The organism is Cellulomonas dongxiuzhuiae (assembly GCF_018623035.1).
Taxonomy (GTDB): Bacteria; Actinomycetota; Actinomycetes; order Actinomycetales; family Cellulomonadaceae; genus Cellulomonas; species Cellulomonas dongxiuzhuiae.
In genome coordinates, this window is the sequence record NZ_CP076023.1 from 1,245,105 (window position 1) to 1,264,834 (window position 19,730).

A 19,730-nucleotide genomic window follows, 5' to 3' on the forward strand; every position below is an offset into this window, starting at 1 on the left:
CCAGTGACGCAGATCGAGCTGTCCGGAGGCCCACGCGTCTCGCAGCGGGTGCGGGATCTCCTGGCTCGCATGACGCTCGACGAGAAGCTCGCCCAGATCGTCGGCTTCTGGGAGAAGAGCGAGGGCGAGGCCGTCGCCCCGCTCCAGGGCGAGTTCGAGGCGCCGCGCGGGCTCGACGACGCGATCCAGGACGGGCTCGGCCACCTCACGCGCGTCTACGGCACACGCCCGGTCGACGCGGCGGAGCGGGCCGCCTGGCTCTGGGCCAAGCAGCGCTGGTTCGTCAACGAGACCCGCCTCGGCATCCCCGCTCTCGTGCACGAGGAGTGCCTCACCGGGCTCTCCGCGTGGGGTGCGGCGACCTTCCCGACCCCCCTGGCCTGGGGCGCGTCCTTCGACGCCGACCTCGTCACGCGCATGGGCGAGCTCATCGGCGGGTCGATGCGCGAGCTGGGCATCCACCAGGGCCTGGCCCCCGTGCTGGACGTCATCCGCGACCCCCGCTGGGGTCGCGTGGACGAGTGCATCTCCGAGGACCCCTACCTGGTCGGCACGCTGGGCACGTCGTACGTCCGCGGCCTGCAGTCGACAGGCGTCCACGCCACGCTCAAGCACTTCGTCGGGTACTCGGCCTCCCAGTCCGGCCGCAACTTCGCCCCGGTCCACATCGGCCGTCGTGAGCTGGCCGACGTCCTGCTCGTGCCGTTCGAGATGGGTGTCGTCGACGGCGGGGTGCGCTCCGTCATGCACTCCTACGCCGGCATCGACGGCGTGCCCGTCGCGGCCGACCCCGACCTGCTGACCGGTCTGCTGCGCGAGCGCTGGGGCTTCGACGGCACGGTGGTCGCCGACTACTTCGGCGTCGCGTTCCTCCAGCTGCTGCACCACGTCGCCGCCGACCTCGGTGAGGCTGCCGGCCAGGCGCTCGCCGCCGGCGTCGACATCGAGCTGCCGACGGGTGACGCGTACCTCGAGCCGCTCGCCGCCGCCGTCCGCGCGGGCACCGTCGACGAGGCGCTCGTCGACCGCGCGGTGCTGCGGGCGCTCGCCCAGAAGGAGGCGCTGGGCCTGCTCGACGCGACCTTCGAGGACGAGCCGCCTACCGACGTCGACCTGGACTCGCCCGAGCACCGCGAGGTCGCGGCCCTCCTCGCCGAGCGCTCGCTCGTGCTGCTCACGAACGACGGCACGCTGCCCCTCGCGCGGGACGCCCGCGTGGCGGTGATCGGCCCGAACGCCGACCGGGCCGCCGCGCTGTTCGGCTGCTACTCGTTCCTCAACCACGTGCTCGCGCACCACCCGGACGCGGTGGTCGGGATCGAGACGCCCACCGTGCTCGAGGCCCTGCGCCGCGAGCACGGCGGCGACGTCTCCTCCACGCCCGGCTGCGCGGTGGACGACGACGACCGTTCGGGCTTCGCCGCGGCCGTCGCCGTGGCGAGCGCCGCGGACGTCGCGGTGCTCGTGGTCGGCGACCACGCCGCGCTGTTCGGCCGTGGCACGGTCGGCGAGGGCTGCGACCGGGACGACCTCGAGCTGCCCGGCGTCCAGCGTCAGCTCGTCGAGGCCGTCCTGGCGACCGGCACGCCCGTCGTGCTCGTCATGCTCACGGGCCGCCCCTACGCGGTGGACTGGGCGCTCGAGCGCTGCGCCGCAGCGGTGCAGGCCTTCTTCCCGGGGGAGGAGGGCGGCAACGCGGTCGCCGGTGTCCTCACGGGCCGCGTGAACCCGTCGGGCCGGCTGCCGGTCTCGCTGCCACGCTCCGCCGGCGCGCAGCCCTACACCTACCTGCACCCGACGCTGGGCGGCGACGGCGACGTCACCAACCTCAGCACCGTGCCGACGCTGCCGTTCGGCCACGGGCTGTCGTACACGTCCTTCACCCGCACGGACCTGCGGGTGGCGCCCGGCGCCACCACCAGCGCCGGTCTGACCGTCACCGTGACCGTCACCAACACCGGGGACCGGGCAGGTGCCGACGTCGTGCAGCTCTACGGCAAGGACGTCGTCGCGAGCGTCACGCGCCCCGTGGCTCAGCTGCTCGGCTACCGCCGGGTCGAGCTCGCGCCCGGCCGGTGCGTCGAGGTCGAGCTCGCCGTGCCCGCCGCGCGCCTCGCGTTCACCGACCGCACGGGTCGCCGCGTCGTCGAGCCCGGAGCGCTCGAGGTGTGGGTGGGGCCGTCGTGCGCGCAGCGCGAGACCCAGGCCGTCGTCGACCTCGCCGGCCCGACCTACCCCGTGACGATCGACGACCCCCGCTGGACCGGCGTCACGGTCCGCTGAGCCGTCCGCCGGCGGTCGGAGCAGCCGCCGCCGGCGGATCACTGGACGGACGTCCGACGTGCGTGCCGCTGCGCGGGCGTAGCGTGTCGAGGTCGTCACCCCGGAGGTGACGTCGTGCCCCCGTGCGAAGGAGATCCCACGTTGAGCCGTCCGCTGCGCTCTCGTACCTCGACCCACGGCCGGAACATGGCCGGTGCGCGTGCGCTGTGGCGTGCGACGGGCATGACGTCCGAGGACTTCGGCAAGCCGATCATCGCGATCGCGAACTCCTACACGCAGTTCGTCCCCGGGCACGTGCACCTCAAGGACATGGGTGACCTCGTCGCGGGCGCGATCCGCGAGGCGGGCGGCGTCGCCAAGGAGTTCAACACGATCGCGGTCGACGACGGCATCGCGATGGGCCACGGCGGCATGCTCTACTCGCTGCCGAGCCGTGACCTCATCGCCGACTCGGTCGAGTACATGGTCAACGCGCACTGCGCCGACGCGATCGTCTGCATCTCCAACTGCGACAAGATCACGCCCGGCATGCTCAACGCGGCGCTGCGGCTGAACATCCCGGTGATCTTCGTGTCCGGCGGGCCGATGGAGGCCGGCAAGGCGGTGGTCGCCGACGGCGTGGCGAAGACGCACCTGAACCTCATCAACGCGATCAACTACTCGGCCGACGACAACGTGTCCGACGAGGCGCTGGGCCGCGTCGAGGAGAACGCGTGCCCCACGTGCGGCTCGTGCTCGGGCATGTTCACGGCCAACTCGATGAACTGCCTGACCGAGGCCCTCGGGCTCTCGCTGCCGGGCAACGGCTCGACGCTCGCGACGCACACGGCCCGGCGCGAGCTGTTCCTCGAGGCGGGACGCACGATCGTCGACCTCGCGCGCCGCTACTACCAGGACGAGGACGACAGCGTCGCGCCCCGGTCGATCGCCAACCGTGCGGCGTTCAGCAACGCCATGACGCTCGACGTCGCGATGGGCGGCTCCACCAACACCGTGCTGCACATCCTGGCGGCCGCGCAGGAGGCCGAGCTCGAGTTCACGCTCGAGGACATCGACACCATCAGCCGCCGGGTGCCGTGCCTCTCGAAGGTCGCGCCCAACCACCCGGACTTCCACATGGAGGACGTGCACCGCGCTGGCGGCATCCCCGCGCTGCTGGGCGAGCTGGACCGTGCCGGCCTGCTCGACCACGACGTCACCAGCGTGCACACCCCGACCCTGCGGGCGTGGCTGGACGACTGGGACATTCGCAGCGGCACGGCGACGCAGCGCGCGCTCGACCTGTTTCTGGCGGCGCCGGGCGGCGTGCGCACGACGCAGGCGTTCTCCACGTCGAACGTGTGGGAGTCGCTCGACACGGACGCGGCCGCGGGCTGCATCCGCGACGCCGCGCACGCCTACACCGTCGAGGGCGGTCTCGCGGTGCTGCGGGGCAACCTGGCGCCGGACGGCGCGATCATCAAGACCGCGGGCATCGACCCCGACGTCTTCCACTTCGTGGGTCGCGCGCTGGTGTGCGAGTCGCAGGACGAGGCCGTCGACAAGATCCTGCGCAAGGAGGTCCAGCCCGGTCACGTCGTCGTGGTGCGCTACGAGGGCCCCGCGGGCGGGCCCGGCATGCAGGAGATGCTCTACCCGACGTCGTTCATCAAGGGCCGCGGCCTGGGCAAGGTGTGCGCGCTCCTCACCGACGGCCGGTTCTCGGGCGGGTCCAGCGGCATCTCCGTGGGTCACGTCAGCCCCGAGGCGGCCGCGGGCGGCACCATCGGGCTGGTCGAGGACGGCGACGAGATCGAGATCGACGTCGAGGCGCGGGTCATCCGGGTCAACGTCCCGGACGCCGTGCTCGCGGAGCGTCGCGCCAAGATGGAGGCGAGCGAGAACCCGTGGCAGCCGGTCGACCGCGACCGCTACGTGTCGCCCGCGCTGCAGGCGTACGCGGCGATGGCGACGAGTGCCGACCGCGGCGCGGTGCGCGACGTGAGCCGGCTGCGGCGGCGCTGAGCGATCAGCACTCCTCCTGCGAGCGCTCGTCCAGCAGCCAGTGCCCCGGCCCGGGGCGCAGGACGACGCGGCCGCAGCTGCCCGCCGCGTAGGTGACGTGCAGGACGGCGCGGTCGGCCGACTCCTCGCGCACCTCGACGACCGTCTCGGGCGGCTGGCCGGCCGCCGCGAACAGGGCGGCGGTCATCGTGATGAGGCTCGCGCAGTCGGTGACCCCAGGGACGCCCTGGGCCGTGAGCTGGTCGAGCATCCGCTGCGACAGCTCGGGCGTCATGTAGGCGCAGGCGGTCGCGGCGTCGGGTGCCCGGCTCGCGGCGAGCCAGGTCCGGAAGCTGCCCTCGGGGCCGGCCGGGTCGGCGGTGGCCGCGGGCGCGGACTCGGGGCCGGAGACGGGTGCCGACGTGGTGGGGCTCGGCGCGTCGGCCGCGGCGCTCGCGCTCGGGCTGCCCGACGCGTCGGGCGCGTCGGACGAGCACCCGGACAGGAGCGCGGCGCACAGCAGGGGCGCGATCAGCCACGACGGACGGCGGGTGGTGCGGAGCATGGTCACCTGCTCATCCTGGCACCGCCGCGGCGGGCGGCGTCCGGCGCGCTGCGTGGCTATGGTCGCGACATGACTTCATCGCACGACGCGCCGGCACCGGGCATCGACATCAAGCCCCGCTCCCGGCAGGTGACGGACGGGCTCGAGGCGACGGCCGCGCGCGGCATGTTGCGTGCCGTCGGGCTCGGGGACGACGACTTCGCGAAGCCGCAGATCGGTGTCGCGAGCTCGTGGAACGAGATCACGCCGTGCAACCTGTCGCTCGACCGGCTGGCCAAGGCCGCCAAGAACGGTGTGCACGCGGCAGGCGGGTACCCCCTGGAGTTCGGCACGATCTCGGTGTCCGACGGCATCTCGATGGGCCACGAGGGCATGCACTACTCGTTGGTCAGCCGCGACATCATCGCGGACAGCGTCGAGACCGTGATGATGGCCGAGCGGCTCGACGGCTCGGTGCTGCTGGCGGGCTGCGACAAGTCCCTGCCCGGCATGCTCATGGCGGCGGCGCGGCTGGACCTGGCGTCGGTGTTCCTCTACGCCGGCTCGATCATGCCCGGCTGGGTCAAGCTGTCGGACGGCACCGAGAAGGAGGTGACGATCATCGACGCGTTCGAGGCCGTCGGGGCGTGCGCGCGCGGGCTGATGTCGCGCGAGGACGTCGACCGCATCGAGCGCGCGATCTGCCCGGGCGAGGGCGCGTGCGGCGGCATGTACACCGCCAACACGATGGCGTCCGTCGCCGAGGCGATCGGCATGTCGATCCCCGGGTCGGCCGCGCCGCCCTCGGCGGACCGGCGCCGCGACCAGTTCGCGCACCGGTCGGGCGAGGCCGTGGTCGAGATGCTGCGTCGCGGCATCACGGCCCGCCAGATCATGACGAAGGAGGCGTTCGAGAACGCGATCGCCGTCGTCATGGCGTTCGGCGGGTCGACCAACGCGGTGCTGCACCTGCTGGCCATCGCGCACGAGGCGGAGGTCGACCTCACGCTCGACGACTTCAGCCGGGTCGCGTCGCGCGTGCCCCACCTGGGCGACCTCAAGCCGTTCGGCCGGTACGTCATGAACGACGTCGACCGGGTCGGGGGCGTGCCCGTCATCATGAAGGCCCTGCTCGACGCCGGGCTGCTGCACGGCGACTGCCTGACCGTCACGGGCCGCACGGTCGCCGAGAACCTCGCCGAGATCGCCCCGCCGGACCCCGACGGCAAGATCCTGCGCGCGCTGGACAACCCCATCCACCGCACGGGCGGCATCACGATCCTGTCCGGGTCCCTCGCCCCGGAGGGGTCGGTCGTGAAGTCCGCGGGCTTCGACTCCGACGTCTTCGAGGGGACCGCGCGCGTCTTCGAGCGCGAGCGGGCCGCGCTGGACGCGCTCGAGGACGGCACGATCCAGGCCGGTGACGTCGTCGTCATCCGGTACGAGGGCCCCAAGGGCGGGCCCGGGATGCGCGAGATGCTCGCCATCACGGGGGCGATCAAGGGCGCCGGCCTCGGCAAGGACGTCCTGCTCGTGACCGACGGCCGCTTCTCGGGCGGCACGACGGGCCTGTGCGTGGGGCACATCGCACCCGAGGCCGTCGACGCCGGCCCGATCGCGTTCGTCCGCGACGGCGACCGCATCCGGCTCGACGTCGCCCACGCGACGCTCGACCTGCTGGTGGACGACGCCGAGCTCGCGCAGCGCCGTGCGGGCTGGTCGCCGCTGCCGCCGCGGTACACGCGCGGCGTGCTCGGCAAGTACCAGAAGCTCGTGCAGTCGGCCTCGAAGGGCGCCGTCCTGTACTGAGCGGCGCCCTCGAGCACCGCTGCGCGGGCGTGCTTCGGACTTTCGGTGCGAAGCCTGAACGTTTCGTGGTCCAGACGGGACGGGCGTCAGCCGCTTCCCTGGTCCCGTGTGCGGGCAGCACACGGGACGAAGGAGCAACGATGCGACGAGGAACCACGGCCGCAGCGGTCGCCGGGCTGATCGTGACGAGCCTGGTCGGGACCGCCCCCGCAGCCGGTGCGGCGGAGCCGGCGGTGGAGGAGGCGCTCGCCGGCCACCTGCCGGTGCACGCCACCGCCCACGTGCTGGACTGGGACGCGGGCAGCGAGACGACGATCGGGCTGACGGGCTCGTCGGCGGTCGTGACCGGTGACGGCGCGAGCGCGGACGGGGGCACGGTCACCATCACCGCGCCGGGCACGTACCGCGTCAGCGGCGCGCTCGCGGACGGCGCGCTCGTCGTCGCGTCGGCGGGTGACGGCGTCGTGCGGGTGGTGCTCGACGGTGCCTCGATCACGTCGGCCACGACGTCGCCGCTGCAGGTGCAGGACGCGGGCGAGGTGGCCGTGGTCCTCGCCGACGGCTCGACGAACACCCTGACCGACGCCGCCACGTACACCTACCCCGAGGGTGTCGACGAGCCGAACGCCGCGCTGTTCTCCTCGGCCGACCTCACGATCGCCGGGGGCGGTGCCCTGACCGTGGTCGGCAACGCGAACGACGGGATCGCGTCCAAGGACGGCCTGGTGCTCGCGGGCGGGAGGCTCACGGTGCGCGCCGCCGACGACGGCGTCCGCGGCAAGGACTACCTCCAGGTGACAGGGGGCACCCTCGACGTCACGGCGACCGGCGACGGCCTGAAGTCCGACGACGACGCACCCGAGGGCGGGTTCGTGCACGTCGCCGGCGGCAGCACGACCGTGACGTCCGGGGACGACGGCGTCACGGCCGCGTCCGACGTGGTCGTCTCGGGCGGGGACCTCGGGGTGACCGCCGGCGGCGGCGCCGCGGGGACGGGACAGGGCGCGAAGGGCCTCGTCGGCGACGCGTCGGTCGTGCTGGGCGGCGGCGCGCTCGTGGTGGACGCGATCGACGACGCCGTCCACTCCGACGGCACGATCCGCGTCGCGTCCGGCAGCGCGACGCTCGCGACCGGCGAGGACGGCATCGACGCCGGTGAGCGGCTCGCGGTCTCGGGCGGTGCGCTGGTCGTCAGGACGTCCGTCGAGGGGCTGGAGTCGAAGGTCGTCGAGATCTCGGGTGGCCTGGTCGAGGTCACGGCGACGGATGACGCGATCAACGCCGCCGACCCCGCGGCGCCCGACTCGATGGACGTGCTGCCCGGGGTCCACGTCGCTGTCAGCGGCGGCCGGCTCGTGCTGCACTCGGCCGTCGGTGACGGCCTGGACTCCAACGGGACGGGCGCGATCTCGGGCGGCACGATGTACGTCGACGGCTCGACCGAGTGGGTCAACTCCGCCCTGGACGTCACCGGGGACTTCCAGGTCACCGGCGGGACCGTCGTCGGGACGAGCCACGGCGGTCACGTGGCCACGCCGGCGACCACGTCACCCCAGACCTGGGTGTCGCTCAGCTCGCAGCAGCCCGCCGGCACGCTGATGCACGTGCTCGCGCCCGACGGCACGGTCGTCGTCTCGTTCCGGACCATGAAGGCCCAGGGCAACGTCCTGGTGTCCAGCAGCGCCCTCGTCGCGGGAACGCAGTACCGGCTCGCCGTCGGCGGTGCCGCCGCGGGGCCCGTGCTGGGCGGGTACTACGAGATGCCGGGCGACGCGTCCGCGGCGACCGTCGTCGCGACCGCCACCGCGGGCACCGCGCCGGCGCCGGGCGGCTGGGGAGGGTGGCCGCCGCGCTGACGAGGGCGCGCTGACCAGGACGCGCACGAAGGGGGCGCCCGGGAGGGCGGACGTGCGGCTGACCGGGTGAAACGTGTCCGCAGGGTGCGCCCGCCCTCCCCGGTGCGTGCGCGATCGGCGATGGTGTGCGCATGACCACCGACCGACGTGATCCCCTCGTCCGGCCGGGGACCACACCGCGCGCGAGCGCGGTGCGGCAGGCCGCGCTGCGGATCGCCACGTGGGGTGTGACCACGGTGTACCGCGCCTACCGCCTGCACCCGGCGCTGTGGCGGTTCACGGCCCGCAACTACCACCCGGCGATGGAGCGGTTCGCCCGGCTCAACGCCTGGATGATCTGCCAGCACGCGTACCTCGACGTCCCGGCGTACCGGCACTACGTGGACGAGGCGGGGTTCCGGTTCCGGTGGTGGGACCTGACTGCCTACCGGCCGACGTCGAAGCACGAGTACGTCGACCGGTACCCCGAGGACGTCCGCTGCTGGGACGGGCTCATCGAGACCGTCGGGACCGTCGTCGACGAGTCGAGCGGCTCGTCGGGCACGCCCTACAACTGGATGCGCTCGCGGCGCGAGCTGGTGACCGTGCACAAGAACGTCGCCGGGTACGTGACGTCGCTGTTCGGCACGCGGCGGCTGTTCGCGATCAACGCGTTCTCGATGGGCGCGTGGGCCACCGGCACCAACACCGGCATCGCGATGTCGCGCATCGCGATGGTCAAGAACACCGGCCCGGACATCGACAAGATCGTCGACACGCTGCGGCACTTCGGCCCCCGGTACACCTACCTGGTCTGCGCCTACCCGCCCTTCCTCAAGCACCTGCGCGACCGGCTCGACGCCGACGGCTTCGACTGGGACGCCTACGACCTCAACGGGTTCGTCGGCGGCGAGGCGCTGACCGAGGGCCTGCGCGACTACCTGGAGGACCGGTTCGGCCGCGTCTACTCGGGCTACGGCGCGTCCGACCTGACGATCGGCATGGCGGGGGAGAGCGATCTCGCCGTGTGGGTGCGGCGCACGCTTGCCGCGGGCGGGCCGCTGCGCGACGCGCTGCTCGGGGCCGACGAGACGCGCACGCCGATGGTGTTCCAGTACAACCCGCTCGAGACGTACATGGAGACCACGGCGGACCGGCACCTGCTGGTGACGCTCAACTCGGCCGACATCATGAGCCCCAAGCTGCGGTACGACATCGGCGACGAGGCGCAGATCGTCACGTTCGACGCCATGAAGGCCGCGATCGCGGCGCTGCCGGAGCCGCAGTGCGACCGGCTCGCGTTCGGCTTCGAGCGCGCGTACGCGGTCCAGCGGATGCGCCTGCCGTTCCTGCTGCTGTACGGCCGCAAGGACTCCACCGTCTCGTACATGGGCGCCAACCTGTACCCCCTCGACGTCGAGAACGGCCTGTACCTCGACAACCCGCACGCGGCCGTCATCGAGTCGTTCAAGCTGGCGCTCGTCGACGTGGGTGACCACGAGCAGCGCCCGGCGATCCACCTGCAGCTGCGGGCGGACGCGGACGTGACCGCCGACGAGCGGGCGGACCTCGCCGAGCGAGCCGCCGCAGGCGTCCTGGCGCACCTCGCGTCGGTGTCGCGTGACGTCGCGCAGTCGCTCGAGGAGGACCCGACGTCGGGCGACCTGCGGGTGCACGTCCACGACCACGGCACGGGCCCCTTCGCGGGCGGCAGCACGAAGATCAAGAACGTGTACCTCGTCGACGCCGCCGACAGGGACCCGTCGACGACCCACCCCGGACGCACGGCCTGATGCGCACGCGCGACTTCTCCCGGGCGCCCGCCCCGGCCCGTGCGGACGCGCTCGTGGTCGTGGAGCGGCCGGGCGCCGGTGCGGCGTGGGTGCGTGCGACCCGGCGCGCGGCGCGCGCCGCGGACGGCCACCTCTGGAGCGTCGGGCTGCGGGCGCGCGACGGTGCGGGTGCGGTGCGCGGCCGTGTGGTGTGCTTCGCGACGGTGGCGCACGCGCAGCGGTTCACGGCGGGTCTCGACCTCGCGCGGGACCGCGTCCGCACGTTCTGCGCCGACCCCGACGGCTACGCCAACGGTGTGTGGCGTGCCGAGGGTGACGTCATGGCGCACGTCGAGCGGTTCTCCCCGACGAGCAGCGAGAGGGCGCAGGGCCGGCTCCCCCCGAGCGTCGCGCCGGCCCCGCCGCGTCGCGACCGTCGTGCACGCACCCCCGGGCCCGCGTCGTCTCCCGCGCCGGTCGCGGGTGCGCGCGGCACCCCGGCCCGGGCCGGGGCGATGTTCCTCGGTGCCACGCGCTACCGCGGGCCCCACTCGTGGGCCGTGCTCGCGCGCGAGTGGTACCCCATGGTCGCCGCCATGCGGCGCATGACGGGCTACGTGTGGCACCGCGTGTACTGGGAGCCCCCGTTCACGCTCGGGACGCTCGCGTTCTTCACGGACCGGGACGCGCTGATGGTCTTCGCGCGCATCCCCGCCCACCGGCGCCTCATGACGTGGATCACGCGCGACCGCAGGCACGGCACCGGCGGGTACATCCGCGTGCACCTCGCCGACGCGGGCCGCCCGGGCGAGGTGCCGTGAGCGGCCTCGCCGTCGTGCCGGTCGCCTCGCGCGCGGACCTGCGCGACTTCCTCGACCTGCCCCTGCGGCTGCACCCCCGCCACCTGGCGGTGCCGCTGCTCGCGTCGACCGTGGAGTCCTGGTGGCGCGGGACGTCGCCGCACCCCGAGCCGGTCGAGCTCCTGCTCGTGCGCGACGCGGCCGGGCGGGCGGTGGGTCGCACCACGGTCCACACCGACGCGCGGCTCGACGCGCGGCTGGGGGCCCGGTCGCTGCTGTTCGGTGCGACCGAGTTCAGGGACGCCGACGCCGCGCGTGCGCTCGTCGCCGCGCTCGAGGCGCGCGCCGCCGGCCACGCACAGCTGTTCGGTCCCGTGGCGCTGCTGCCCAACCAGTCCGGCGGGGTCGTCACGTCGGGCTTCGAGCACCGCGGGTTCGTCGACTCGCCGTGGAACCCGGCCTGGGTCCCCGCGACGTACGAGGCCCTGGGCTTCGCGCGCTGGGGCGAGTCCGACACGTGGGTCGTCGACGTCGCCGCGTCGTCCGCGGGGGACCTGCCGTCGCAGGACGAGTGGCGCGCGGCGGGTCTGCGCCTGGAGCGCGGGCGACGCTCGCAGCTCGCGCGTCTCGTGCCCGAGGTGCTCGCGGTGCTCAACCGCTCGTTCGCCGCGCTGCCGTACTACACGTCCATCACCGAGCAGGAGATGGCGGCGGCGACCGACGGGCTGGGCCACCTCGTCGACGAGGACCTGCTGCTGCTCGCGCGCGACGCCGCGACCGGCGCGCTCGTGGCGTTCGTGCTGGTGGTCCCGGACATCACGGCCTACGTGCAGCGCGTCGGTGGCCGCCTCGGGCTGCTGCAGCAGCTGCTCCTGCTCGCGACACGGGGTCGCTACCGGCGCGAGGCGGTCCTCATCATCCAGGGCACCGATCCCGACCGGCAGGGGCAGGGCGTGCTCACGCTGCTGACGCGCACTCTGCACGCGCACCTCGCGACGGGCGGATACGCCCGGCTGCGCTCGACGTTCGTCGGGCGGGACAACCCCGCCTCCGCGCGGCAGTTCCAGCGCGTCGGCGGGCGTCCCCTGCACGGCGTGACGTTCTACCGTCGGCCGCTGCCGCCGCCGGACGCGACGACCGCCCGCGTGGCGGCGGAGGAGACCCCATGAGCTCGACGCACGACCACGACCTGCACGCCTGGGTCCGGACCGCGGGGCGTGCACCGTCCGCGCACAACACCCAGCCGTGGTCGGTGCGCGTGCTCGACGACCGCATCGAGGTCGCGGTCGTCCCCGACCGGGTCCTGGCCGCGGGCGACCCGTCCTTCCGTGACCTGCTGCTGTCGCTCGGGGCCTGGGTCGAGTGCGTCGCGGTCGCCGCGGCGGCCGACGGTCGGGGCGTGACGGTCGAGCCGATGCCGCACCTGGACCGCCTCGAGGACCTGCCGGTGCGGGGCCCGGCCGACCCGGACGCACCGGTCCTCGTGCTGCGGCCCGACGCGACGGCGTACGCGACACCCTTCACGCCGCGCGACGTGGACGAGCGACGGGCGGACCGCGGACGTCTCGACCGCGCCCCCGACCTGCGGGCCGATCTCCCGGCGCTGCCGCCGTGGCTCGTGCTGCTCCAGGTGGACGACCCGGCCATGCGCCACCTGGTGCGGCTGGGGACGGCGTGGACCGCCTCGCGGCGCGCGGTGGCGGCCGAGCTCATCCGGTGGCTGCGCCTGAGCCCGACCCACCCGCGGTACGCACGCGACGGCATGACCGACCGCATGCTGCGGCTGCCGCCCGTCGCGGCCCGCGTGGCCGCACCGCTCACGCGTCGCCCGGGGCTGCACGACGCGACGCTGACGGTGGCGGGCTGGGCGGGTCGTGCCGTCGAGGCGGTGGTGCGCGCGCGACCGCTGCCGCCCGCGCCCGGGCCAGGCGAGCCGCTCGAGGGCCCGCAGCACCTGGTGCTCGTCGCCCGCACGCCCGGCGTGCTCGGGGCCACGGAGGCGCTCGACGCGCGGCTCGGGCTGCCGCCGGCGGACGTGGTCGAGGCGGGGCGGGCGCTGCAGCGCACGTGGCTGCACGCGGCACGTGCGGGTCTCGCCGTCGCACCCCACTCCGAGGTGGTCGACTCGCCGCACGCCGTCGCCGGGCTGCGCCGTCGCCTGGGGCTGCGCCGGTCGCAGGTCGCGCTCGCGGTCTTCAGCGTGGGCCGGCCGGCGGCGCCGGTGCCGCGCTCGCCGCGGCTCACGGACCGCACCGGCTGACCGCTCGTGCGCGGGCACGCGCCGCGGCCGCGAACGGCGAAGCCCCCCGGGTTCGGCCCGGACAGCGTCCGGTCCCGGCTGGGTGCGGAGCAGGGCGATGAGCCCGTGCGTGAGCACGACGAACGTCGTGCGCACGTGTGCGATCTCCACGCAGTTGACAGAGTCAACGCGACGATGGGCCGAACGTCCCGATCTGCCCGACCTCGGGATGTGCGTGCGGTGAGCCCGTGCGAGGGTCGAGGTCCCGAGGCCGACGACCCCGAGGAGCACACGTGAACCCCACGCCTGACGACGCCCCCTGGTGGACCGGTGCGGTCGTGTACCAGATCTACCCGCGGTCCTTCCAGGACTCCGACGGCGACGGGATCGGTGACCTGCGCGGCGTCCTGCAGCGGATCGACCACCTCGTCGAGCTCGGCGTCGACGTCGTGTGGTTCTCGCCGCTGTACCGCAGCCCGCAGGACGACAACGGCTACGACATCAGCGACTACCAGGACGTCGACCCGCTGTTCGGGACGCTCGCCGACCTCGACGAGGTGATCGACGCGCTGCACGCGCGCGGCATCAAGGTCGTCATGGACCTCGTCGTCAACCACACGAGCGACGAGCACCCGTGGTTCGTCGAGTCGCGGTCGTCCGTCGACTCGCCCAAGCGCGACTGGTACTGGTGGCGCCCGGCCCGCCCCGGCATGGCGCCCGGCACGCCCGGTGCCGAGCCGACCAACTGGGGGTCGTTCTTCTCCGGTCCCGCGTGGGAGTACGACGAGGCGTCCGGCGAGTACTACCTGCACCTGTTCAGCCGCAAGCAGCCCGACCTCAACTGGGAGAACCCGCAGGTCCGCCAGGCCGTCTACGCGATGATGCGCTGGTGGCTCGACCGGGGGGTCGACGGGTTCCGCATGGACGTCATCAACCTCATCTCGAAGGTCGTCGCCGAGGACGGCACGCTGTCCGACGGCCCGGCGACCACGGGCGCGCTCGGCGACGGGTCCGCGCAGTACATGCACGGCCCCCGGCTGCACGAGTACCTGCAGGAGATGCACCACGAGGTGTTCGACGGACGCCGCGACGGCCTGCTGCTGGTGGGGGAGACGCCCGGTGCGACCGTCGAGGACGGCGTCCTGTTCACCGACCCCGCGCGCCGCGAGCTCGACATGGTCTTCACGTTCGAGCACGTCGGCCTCGACCACGGGCCCGGCGGCAAGTACGACCCGCGGCCCCTGGACCTGCGGGACCTCAAGGCCGTGCTCGGCCGCTGGCAGGCGGGCCTCGCCGACGTGGGCTGGAACTCGCTCTACTGGGACAACCACGACCAGCCGCGCATCGTGTCGCGCTTCGGCGACGACGGCGAGTACCGCCGCGAGTCGGCCACCATGCTCGCGACCGTGCTGCACCTGCACCGCGGGACGCCGTACATCTACCAGGGCGAGGAGCTCGGGATGACGAACGCGCACCTCACGTCGCTCGACGACTACCGGGACATCGAGGCGCTGCGCTACGCGGAGGAGGCGCGCACGCTGGGCCACGTCCCCGAGGAGCGCATCCTCGCGGGTCTCGCCGCGATGAGCCGCGACAACGCGCGCACACCCGTGCAGTGGGACGCCTCACCGCACGCCGGCTTCACGACGGGCCGGCCGTGGCTGCCGGTCAACCCGAACCACCGGCACGTCAACGCCGAGGCCGAGCGCGCCGACCCGTCCTCGGTGTTCCACCACTACCGCCGCCTGATCGCGCTGCGGCACGACGACCCGGTCGTGCGCCTCGGGGACTTCACGATGCTGCTGCCCGACCACCAGCACGTCTACGCGTTCACACGCGCGCTCGGCGGCGTGCGGCTGCTCGTGCTGGGCAGCTTCACCGGTGACGAGCAGACGGTGGAGGTCGGGCCGGGGTGGGACGACGCCGAGGTCGTCCTGGGGAACCACGCCGAGCCGGCCCGCGTGGCCGCCGGTGCGGTGACGCTGCGTCCGTGGGAGGCCGTGGTGCTGCGGGCCGGCACGCCGACCGGGTGACGGACGTGCCGGGCGCGGGCGTGTGACGGCTGGCACGATGCACCGATGGGCAAGGTCCACGAGCACATCGGGGAACGCATGCGCGCGTGGCTGCTCGCGCAGCACGTCTTCTTCGTCGCGACGGCGCCGAGCGGGCCGGACGGCCACGTCAACGTCTCGCCGAAGGGCGTCGGCGGCACGTTCGCGGTGCTCGACGAGCGCACGGTCGCCTACGTCGACCTCACCGCGTCGGGGTCGGAGACCATCGCGCACCTGCGCGAGAACGGCCGCATCACGCTGATGTTCTGCGCGTTCGAGGGCCCGCCGGACATCGTGCGCCTGCACGGCCGCGGCCGGTTCGTCACGCTCTACGACGACGGGTTCGACGATCTCCTCGCCCGCTTCGACGGGGATGTCGACGAGGCCAGTGGAGCGCGCGCGGTCGTCGTCGTCGACGTCGAGCGCGTCTCCGACTCCTGCGGGTACGGCGTCCCCCTCATGGACTACCGCGGCGAGCGCGACCTGCTGCCCCGGTACATGACGCGCAAGGGGGTCGAGGGGCGGGCGGCGTACCGCCGGCTGAAGAACCGCACGAGCATCGACGGCCTGCCCGCGTTCGACATGGACCCCGCGGACGGGTGAAACCCCGCGCGTCACCTCGCGCGCGGGGCCGGGCGTGCCGTAGCCCCGGGGGATGACTGCTGCACGGACGGCCGCCGGTGAGCCCGCCGTGAGGGTCCGGGGTCTGCGCAAGACCTACCGGACGTTCACGCTGCGGCAGGTCGTCGCCGTCGACCGCCTCGACCTGACCGTGCCCTCGGGCGGCGTGCACGCGTTCCTCGGCCCCAACGGGTCCGGCAAGACCACGACCATCCGCATGCTCCTGGGACTGGTCCGGCCCGACGCGGGGACGGTGCACCTGTTCGGCACGCCCGTGCCGTCCCGGCTGCCCGACGTGGTCGCACGCGTCGGGGCGATCGTCGAGAACCCCAAGTTCGTGCCGGGCTTCTCCGGCCGGCGCAACCTGCGGCTGCTGGCGACCGCCGTGGACGTGCCGCACACGCGGGTCGAGGAGGTCCTCGAGCGCGTCGGGCTGCGCGACCGCGGGCAGGACCAGTTCCGCCGGTACTCGCTGGGCATGAAGCAGCGGCTGGCCGTCGCGGCAACCCTGCTCAGGGACCCGGACCTGCTGATCTTCGACGAGCCCACCAACGGGTTGGACCCCGCCGGGATCCGCGACGTGCGCGCCACGATGCGCGGCCTCGCCGAGGAGGGCCGCACCGTCCTGGTCTCGAGCCACATGCTCGCGGAGGTCGAGCAGGTCGCGGACACCGTGTCGGTCGTGGCGCGCGGCCGGCTCGTCGCGGAGGGCACGGTGGCGGAGCTGCTCGGCGGGGGTGCCGCCGCCGACGTGCGGGTCGGCGTGGCCGACGCGGTGCGCGCGCAGGCGCTGCTGGGCACCGCGGGCTGGACCGTGCGGCGGGCCGGCACCTCGCTGCTCGTCGGGGGCTCGCCCGGCGCGGCGCAGGTCAACGAGGCGCTCGCCCGCGGCGGCGTGTACGCGCACGAGGTCGCCCTCGTGCGCCGCGACCTGGAGGCCGCGTTCCTCGAGCTCACCGGTCCGGGTCCCGACGGCGCTCCCGGGCCCACGGTCACCTCCGCGGCGGGTGCCGCGTGAGCGGGCTGCTGCGCGCCGAGCTCGCGCGGGCCCGCGCCCGCCCCTTCGTCTGGGGCGTCGTCGCGGCCGTCACGCTCGGCGCGGTCGGGCTCGTGCTCATCGGCTGGTGGGACACGCGCCCGCCGACGTCCGGACAGGTCGACGAGGCCCACGTCGCCCTCGCCGAGGCCGCGCAGCGGTGGGAGGCGGACGGAGCGGCGCTCGTCGCCCGGTGCCTCGAGCTGCAGGACGAGGTCCGGGCCGACGAGGGTGAGGCCGTCGACCTCGGGTGCGACGCGATGGAGCCGGTCCTCGAGCAGTTCCTCCCGTACCGCCCCGGGCTGGCCGACCTGCTCGAGCAGCGGCTCACGTCCACGGCGCTGATGGTGGTCATCGGCATGCTCATGACCGGCGTAGGCCTCGTGTCCGCGGAGTTCGCGTCGGGCGCGATGGGGACGTGGCTGACCTTCACGCCGCGGCGTGGGCGCGTCTTCGTCAGCAAGCTCGCCGCGGCGTCCGTGGCCGCCCTGGTGGTCGCCGTCGTGCCGACGGTGCTCGCACTCGCCGGTCTCACGGCCGTGTGCGCGCTGCACGGCACCGGGACCACGGTCGAGCCTGCGGTGGCCGCGGAGCTGGCGGGGCAGGCGGCGCGGTGGCTCGCGGTCGGTCTCGGGGCGACCGCGCTCGGCGTCGGGCTCGCGTTCGCCGTGCGGCACGCCGCCGCGGTGACCGGCATCGTCGTGTGGTGGATCGCCGCCGTCGAGAGCACGCTCGCGCTCGTGCTGCCGCCCGCGCGCTGGCTGCCGCTGTCGACCAACGTCCGCGCCTGGACCACGGGCGAGGCGATGTACGAGGTGCCCGCGTGCGTCCACGACCCCCAGGCGTCCGGCGGCGAGGTGTGCGAGATGGTGGTCCGCTACGTCGGGGCCGGCCAGGGTGCCCTGGTGATGGGCGTGCTGGTCGCGCTCGCGCTCCTGGCGGGGTGGCTCTCGTTCCGGCTGCGGGACGTGACCTGACGGGCCGCGGTGGGCTTCAGTCGTCCTGCACGTCCACGACGACGCGCACCGGGTCGGACAGCACGAGGACCCGGAACGGCCGCGGTCCGTCGTCGACCCCGACGAACGACTGCGTCATGCCCTCGAAGGTCAGGGGCCGCACGACGTGCTCGACGTCGCCGTCCGACGGGCGCAGGTCCTGCGAGAACTCCTGCGGGCCGCCCTCCACGGGGTACGTCGTGCCGACGAGCCGCACCTGCAGCACCGCGTCCCCGTCGACCTCACGGACCTCGTCGCTGGGGTCCTCCACCGCGCGGTCGACATAGCCGACGCGGTAGCCCGGGGTGCCATGACCGCCCGTGAGCTCGTAGACGACGCGGTCGTACCCGTCGTGCGAGCCGGTGCGCACCTGGGTCACCACGTAGCCGGACGCGTCGCCGTCAGCGGTGGCCTCGGTACCCGGCGCGGTGAACCCGCCGAGGTCCGCCGTCGGCTCTGCGGCCGCGGTCGGCGGCTGGGACGTGGGTGCCGTGGACGCGGTCGGGCGGGGGGACGGTCCGGCGGACGACGGCGTCGACGTCGGCGACGCGGACTGCGGGGGCGCTCCGGACCCGCCACCGCACGCGGCCAGCGCGAGCACCAGTGCCCCGGTCGCCATGCCCACCCTGCCGGTCCTCGCGCGCACGGTCCACCGTCCCTCTGCCGTCGTCGCAGTGCCCGGCCCCACCGTACGGTTCGGCACCGGCGCGGACGGCGACGTGCGCCTCACGCGGCGAGTCGCTCCACGACGGCCGCGAAGAGACCGGGGGACCGGCGCGCGAGCGGCACGATCGTCGGTCGCAGGGGCGACGCCGCCCACGCGACCAGGGCCGACGTCAGCACGCGGTAGTCGCGCGTCGCGGCCCACCAGGCACGCTCGTAGGCGGCCGGGTCGTCGAGGGTCGCCACGGCGGCCCGGGCCTGCGCGAAGCCCACGCGCAGGCCCTCACCCGTCAGCGCGTCGACGTAGCCCGAGGCGTCGCCGACGAGCCGCACCGGTCCCGCGGTGCGCCGTGTGCTGCGCTGCCGCAGCGGGCCCGCCCCGCGCACGGGGCCCGCGGGCGCGCCCGCCAGGCGCTCCGCGAGCTCGGGCAGCGCCGCGAGGGCGGCGTCCAGCGACGCGCCGCGCGGCCCGAGCAGGGCCACCCCGACGAGGTCCGCCGCGACGGGCGTCACGTACACCTCGGCGACGGGGGACCAGTGCACCTCGACGAGGTCCGTCCACGGCGCGAGGTGGTGGTGACGGCGAAGGCCGTAGCGACGTCCGTCCGTGCGGCCCGGCCGGCGCGCCGGGGGCTCCAGCCCGACGAGGCGCCGGACGGGCGAGTGCAGGCCGTCGCACGCGAGCAGGTGGCGCGCGGAGATGCCGGCCACCTCGACGCCGCCTGGGGTCACCCGCACCTCGCCGGCGCGTCCGGTCACGGTGACCGCGCCGAGCGCCGCGGCGCGCTCGCGGAGCGCGCGGTGCAGGACCGTCCGGCGCACCCCGCGGCCTGCCGAGCCCCGGAAGCGGTGGTCGACGTGCCCGGCGGGGGAGCGGTAGCTGATCCCCGCGATCGGGTGGCCCGCGGGGTCGACGTCCCATGCGTGCAGCAGGCGCAGCGCACCCGGCATGAGGCCCTCGCCGCAGGCCTTGTCGACCGTCCCCGTGCGCGGTTCGAGGACGACGACCTCGTGGCCGCGGCGACGTGCCTCCACGGCCGCAGCCAGGCCCACGGGCCCGCCACCGACGACCAGGACGTCCGTGTCGGGCACGTCGTCG

General features: G+C 74.3%; 15 protein-coding genes. 12 read left to right on the forward strand and 3 right to left on the reverse strand.

The features are described 5' to 3' along the window. The first annotated feature begins 3 nt into the window (after positions 1 to 3). Both KKR89_RS05570 and ilvD (KKR89_RS05575) read left to right on the forward strand, forming a co-directional pair. Positions 4 to 2,283, forward strand: a complete 2,280-nt coding sequence (locus KKR89_RS05570; RefSeq protein WP_454972393.1) for a beta-xylosidase/alpha-l-arabinosidase — start codon at positions 4 to 6, stop codon at positions 2,281 to 2,283. 141 nt (positions 2,284 to 2,424) lie between these two features. Continuing rightward, positions 2,425 to 4,287 (forward strand): dihydroxy-acid dehydratase, encoded by a 1,863-nt coding sequence (ilvD, locus tag KKR89_RS05575; protein ID WP_208197353.1) that lies wholly within the window; start codon positions 2,425 to 2,427, stop codon positions 4,285 to 4,287. A 4-nt stretch (positions 4,288 to 4,291) separates the two neighbouring features. Here the strand turns inward: ilvD (KKR89_RS05575) and KKR89_RS05580 are convergent, their stop codons facing one another. Further along, positions 4,292 to 4,831 (reverse strand): hypothetical protein, encoded by a 540-nt coding sequence (locus tag KKR89_RS05580; protein ID WP_208197354.1) that lies wholly within the window; start codon positions 4,829 to 4,831, stop codon positions 4,292 to 4,294. Between the two features lie 69 nt (positions 4,832 to 4,900). Between KKR89_RS05580 and ilvD (KKR89_RS05585) the strand changes: the two genes are divergently transcribed. The 10 genes from ilvD (KKR89_RS05585) (at position 4,901) to KKR89_RS05630 (ending at position 17,950) form a co-directional block, all read left to right on the forward strand. Continuing rightward, positions 4,901 to 6,619: a dihydroxy-acid dehydratase gene (ilvD, locus tag KKR89_RS05585; RefSeq protein ID WP_208197355.1), complete on the forward strand. Its 1,719-nt coding sequence runs from the start codon at positions 4,901 to 4,903 to the stop codon at positions 6,617 to 6,619. 140 nt (positions 6,620 to 6,759) lie between these two features. Next, positions 6,760 to 8,475: a carbohydrate-binding domain-containing protein gene (locus tag KKR89_RS05590; RefSeq protein ID WP_208197356.1), complete on the forward strand. Its 1,716-nt coding sequence runs from the start codon at positions 6,760 to 6,762 to the stop codon at positions 8,473 to 8,475. Positions 8,476 to 8,606: 131 nt separating this feature from the next. Then, positions 8,607 to 10,247, forward strand: a complete 1,641-nt coding sequence (locus KKR89_RS05595) for a phenylacetate--CoA ligase family protein (protein WP_208197357.1) — start codon at positions 8,607 to 8,609, stop codon at positions 10,245 to 10,247. Continuing rightward, a complete protein-coding gene (locus KKR89_RS05600) occupies positions 10,247 to 11,047 on the forward strand; it encodes a hypothetical protein (protein WP_208197358.1) in 801 nt (266 codons plus the stop codon). Before KKR89_RS05595 ends, KKR89_RS05600 begins: the two co-directional genes overlap by 1 nt. Next, complete coding sequence (locus KKR89_RS05605) at positions 11,044 to 12,195, forward strand: GNAT family N-acetyltransferase (protein ID WP_208197359.1); 1,152 nt, start codon at positions 11,044 to 11,046, stop codon at positions 12,193 to 12,195. The genes KKR89_RS05600 and KKR89_RS05605 overlap by 4 nt, the downstream gene beginning before the upstream one ends. After that, on the forward strand, positions 12,192 to 13,286 hold the full coding sequence (locus tag KKR89_RS05610; protein WP_208197360.1) for a nitroreductase family protein: 1,095 nt from the start codon (positions 12,192 to 12,194) through the stop codon (positions 13,284 to 13,286). Before KKR89_RS05605 ends, KKR89_RS05610 begins: the two co-directional genes overlap by 4 nt. A gap of 272 nt (positions 13,287 to 13,558) precedes the next feature. Next, positions 13,559 to 15,298 carry an alpha-glucosidase gene (locus KKR89_RS05615; RefSeq protein ID WP_208197361.1) on the forward strand — a complete coding sequence of 580 codons (1,740 nt, stop codon included), beginning with the start codon at positions 13,559 to 13,561 and terminating at the stop codon, positions 15,296 to 15,298. A 45-nt stretch (positions 15,299 to 15,343) separates the two neighbouring features. Then, entirely contained in the window at positions 15,344 to 15,919 is a 576-nt protein-coding gene (locus KKR89_RS05620; RefSeq protein WP_208197362.1) for a pyridoxamine 5'-phosphate oxidase family protein, read from the forward strand. Between the two features lie 52 nt (positions 15,920 to 15,971). Then, complete coding sequence (locus KKR89_RS05625; protein ID WP_208197363.1) at positions 15,972 to 16,955, forward strand: ABC transporter ATP-binding protein; 984 nt, start codon at positions 15,972 to 15,974, stop codon at positions 16,953 to 16,955. After that, on the forward strand, positions 16,952 to 17,950 hold the full coding sequence (locus tag KKR89_RS05630) for an ABC transporter permease subunit (protein ID WP_208197364.1): 999 nt from the start codon (positions 16,952 to 16,954) through the stop codon (positions 17,948 to 17,950). Before KKR89_RS05625 ends, KKR89_RS05630 begins: the two co-directional genes overlap by 4 nt. Positions 17,951 to 17,966: 16 nt before the next feature. Here the strand turns inward: KKR89_RS05630 and KKR89_RS05635 are convergent, their stop codons facing one another. Continuing rightward, entirely contained in the window at positions 17,967 to 18,587 is a 621-nt protein-coding gene (locus KKR89_RS05635; RefSeq protein WP_208197365.1) for an AMIN-like domain-containing (lipo)protein, read from the reverse strand. 107 nt (positions 18,588 to 18,694) lie between these two features. Beyond that, positions 18,695 to 19,723: an NAD(P)/FAD-dependent oxidoreductase gene (locus tag KKR89_RS05640; protein WP_208197366.1), complete on the reverse strand. Its 1,029-nt coding sequence runs from the start codon at positions 19,721 to 19,723 to the stop codon at positions 18,695 to 18,697. Between the last annotated feature and the right edge of the window lie 7 nt (positions 19,724 to 19,730).

What these genes read in the sequence shown, in the direction of transcription:
- KKR89_RS05635 (WP_208197365.1), bottom strand. Translation starts at nt 18,587, where the DNA reads ATGGCGACCGGGGCACTGGTGCTCGCGCTGGCCGCGTGCGGTGGCGGG.
- KKR89_RS05625 (WP_208197363.1), top strand. Translation starts at nt 15,972, where the DNA reads ATGACTGCTGCACGGACGGCCGCCGGTGAGCCCGCCGTGAGGGTCCGG.
- KKR89_RS05595 (WP_208197357.1), top strand. Translation starts at nt 8,607, where the DNA reads ATGACCACCGACCGACGTGATCCCCTCGTCCGGCCGGGGACCACACCG.
- ilvD (WP_208197355.1), top strand. Translation starts at nt 4,901, where the DNA reads ATGACTTCATCGCACGACGCGCCGGCACCGGGCATCGACATCAAGCCC.
- KKR89_RS05620 (WP_208197362.1), top strand. Translation starts at nt 15,344, where the DNA reads ATGGGCAAGGTCCACGAGCACATCGGGGAACGCATGCGCGCGTGGCTG.
- KKR89_RS05610 (WP_208197360.1), top strand. Translation starts at nt 12,192, where the DNA reads ATGAGCTCGACGCACGACCACGACCTGCACGCCTGGGTCCGGACCGCG.
- KKR89_RS05580 (WP_208197354.1), bottom strand. Translation starts at nt 4,831, where the DNA reads ATGCTCCGCACCACCCGCCGTCCGTCGTGGCTGATCGCGCCCCTGCTG.
- KKR89_RS05600 (WP_208197358.1), top strand. Translation starts at nt 10,247, where the DNA reads ATGCGCACGCGCGACTTCTCCCGGGCGCCCGCCCCGGCCCGTGCGGAC.
- KKR89_RS05590 (WP_208197356.1), top strand. Translation starts at nt 6,760, where the DNA reads ATGCGACGAGGAACCACGGCCGCAGCGGTCGCCGGGCTGATCGTGACG.